Genomic DNA, 2,822 nt, shown 5'->3' on the forward strand with positions numbered 1-2,822 from the left:
ATGTGTATAAGAGACAGGGGCGTGGACGTCGTTCGGCGGCCGGCGCTGACGGTGTCGCCGGCCGAGATGCTGCAAGCCGACGGCTACCTGCTGGGCAGCCCCGCGAACCTGGGCTACATGAGCGGGGCGCTCAAGCACGCGTTCGACTGCGCCTACTACCAGCTGCTGGACTCGTCGCGCGGGCGCCCGTTCGGCCTCTATCTGCACGGCAACGAGGGCACCGAGGGTGCCGAACGCGGCGTCATGTCGATCACGACGGGGCTCGGCTGGGTGAAAGCCGCTGAGACCGTGCTGGTTTCGGGCAAGCCGGACAGGGGCGACCTGCAGGCCTGCTGGGAACTCGGTGCGACGGTCGCCGCCCAGCTCATGGAATGAGGCGCCTAGGTGTAGGTCGGTTTGAACGCCTCGGCCGGTTGGGCCAGGGCCAGCGCCGAGCTGGTGCCGATCGGCCCGTGCCGGTCGAACAGGGTGGCGGCGCCGGTGGCCACCCCGGCCGCGCCGTAATGGCTTTGCGCCGCCAGCCCCAGGAATTCACCGTCGGGCAGGCGGCTGGCGGTGACGGTGTAGTCGGCGTTGATGTAGCGCAAACCGCCTGTGCCCCAATGGGTCAGCGAACTCGTGATGTCCCCGACGAAGGCCAGTCGGGTGAACGGGGTCAGCGGGTAGCCCTGCACCATCGGGCGAAAGATCCTCGTCCACGCGAACTTTCGGGAGTGGGACTGTTCCCACTCACCGGCCGCGATGCCCGGGCTGCCCGCGTCGGTGGCCCCGTAGCCCCAGATCAGAAACGGCATGTCGGCCGGGAAGCCGCCGGAATCGGCCGGGGGCGACGGCATGGCCAGGGGTGCGGACCACACCTCCCCTTCGGGATGCTCCCCCCGGCGCAGGAACAGCGCACTGGCCCGCGCGACGGTGTTGCCGTTCTGCACCAGCGCGCCGCCGACGAGCTTGATCCGCCTGCCCTCCCGCTGCACCGAGGTCCGGATCTGCACCGGCTCGAGCAACGCCGGGCGGAGCAGGTCGACCGTGAGGCGGGCGGGCTGAAAGTCGGGCTCGACGCCGGATTGCTCTATGCCCCAACCCAACAGGCCGCCGACATTCTGGCCGCCCATCGCGGCCCCCCACGGTCCCCGGGTCAGCGGGCCCGGCACAAAGGAGTCACCGTCGACAGTGAAGAACGCCTCGGGCATGATGGCGGAATCGTCGACCGTCACGGCCATCACGATAGGACACGCCGATAGTAAGGACCGGGCATGCCTCCAGTGATCGAAATTCCGCGCGGCCACAACCCGTTCCCGACGACAGGCGTGACCCGCGACGCCGACGGCGTCCCGCACTATGACGACCTGCCCGCCACGCTGCTGGACATGCTCGCCGAACAGGTCGACCAGCGCCCGAACAGCGAGGCGGTGGTCGAACTCGGCGCCGGCCGATTGACCTACCGCCAGCTGTGGGACCGCGCGGCGCGCGTCGCCGGCGGGCTGCGCGCGGGCGGGTTGCGACACGGTGACCGCGTCGCGGTGCGTTACCCCGCCGGCGTCGACTGGGTGCTGGCGTTCTGGGGCATCGTGATGGCCGGTGGTATTGCGGTCGCGGTCAATACCCGCTCGGCGCAACCGGAAGTCGAGTTCGTCCTCACCGACTCCGGGGCCACCCTGGACCTGGCGGCGGACACCCCGCTTCCTGACGGCCAGCCGCATGTGACGGAGCGACTGGACCGCACCGACGTGGCCGCGCTGTTCTACACGTCGGGCACCACCGGCCACCCCAAGGGAGTGCCGACCACCCACGAGGCGTTCTTGACCAACACGGAGAACGCGATTCGCTGCCTCGACCAACCGCGCGACCTGGGCGAAGCGATGCGCACGCTGATCTCGGTGCCGCTCTTCCACGTGACCGGTTGCAACTCCCAACTGCTGGCCGCCACCCGGCTGGGCGGGGCCTCGGTGATCATGCCCGCCCTCAACCTGGACGGGTTGATCGCCACGCTGGCCGCCGAGCGCATCTCCGTCATGGTCACCGTCCCGGCCGTCTACGCACTGATGTTGCGGCACAGCGGCTTTGCCGACGCCGACGTCTCGGGCGTCCGCTGGGTGGGCTACGGGGGCGCGCCGATCGCCCCGTCGCTGGTGCGTTCGGTGCAGGACGCCTTTCCGCAAGCCACAGTGTTCAACGGCTACGGCATGACCGAGACGGCGTCGCTGATGACCGTGCTCCCGAGCCGCGACGCCGTGGAGCACGCCGACTCGGTCGGATACGCAGTCCCCTCCGTCGACCTCGGACTGACTCCCTTCGGCGGCGATGAGGAGGGCGTCGGCGAGCTGGTGGTGCGCGGCGCGAACGTCACCGCCCGGTACTGGAACCGCCCGGAAGCGACTGCGGCGACCATCGTGGACGGTTGGTTGCACACCGGCGACGTGGTGCGGGTCGACGAGGCGGGCCGCGTGCACATCGTCGACCGCCTCAAGGACATCATCAATCGCGGCGGCGAAAACGTGTCCAGCGTCGAGGTGGAAGCGGCGCTGCTGGCGGCGCCCGGTGTCGCCGACGCGTGCGTGTTGGCGGTTCCCGACGACATCATGGGCGAGAAGGTGGGCGCGGTGCTGTTCGGCGGCGCCGACGAGATCGACGTGCCGGCGGTGCTCGACCACTGCCGCGAGCGGCTCGCCGACTTCAAGGTGCCGCAGTACGTCACGGTGGTCGACACCGCGCTGCCGCGCAACGCCGGCGGCAAGCTGCTCAAGGGCAGGCTTCGCGAGCAGGTGCAGTGGGGGGAGCCGCTGCGATGAGCGCTACGGTGCTGATCCTGTCTCTTATACACA

General features: G+C 69.8%; 3 protein-coding genes. 2 read left to right on the forward strand and 1 reads right to left on the reverse strand.

Annotated features, from left to right (window positions below; all coding sequences use genetic code 11):
- A partial coding sequence (locus WU80_RS24475) for a flavodoxin family protein (protein ID WP_055405886.1) occupies window positions 1-375 on the forward strand: 375 nt, incomplete at its 5' end.
- Between the two features lie 5 nt (window positions 376-380).
- Here the strand turns inward: WU80_RS24475 and WU80_RS24480 are convergent.
- Complete coding sequence (locus WU80_RS24480) at window positions 381-1,214, reverse strand: acyl-CoA thioesterase domain-containing protein (protein ID WP_197281362.1); 834 nt, start codon at window positions 1,212-1,214, stop codon at window positions 381-383.
- A 39-nt stretch (window positions 1,215-1,253) separates the two neighbouring features.
- On the opposite strand from WU80_RS24480, the gene WU80_RS24485 reads away from it, so the two are divergent.
- Window positions 1,254-2,789 (forward strand): class I adenylate-forming enzyme family protein, encoded by a 1,536-nt coding sequence (locus tag WU80_RS24485; RefSeq protein WP_197281363.1) that lies wholly within the window; start codon window positions 1,254-1,256, stop codon window positions 2,787-2,789.
- Window positions 2,790-2,822 lie beyond the last annotated feature (33 nt).

Origin of the sequence: Mycobacterium sp. UM_11, assembly GCF_001414075.1 — a bacterium.
In the GTDB taxonomy this organism is placed as follows: Bacteria; Actinomycetota; Actinomycetes; order Mycobacteriales; family Mycobacteriaceae; genus Mycobacterium.

Bases quoted from the DNA above. Each gene is read 5' to 3' on its own strand.
- WU80_RS24485 (WP_197281363.1), top strand. From the start codon at position 1,254: ATGCCTCCAGTGATCGAAATTCCGCGCGGCCACAACCCGTTCCCGACG.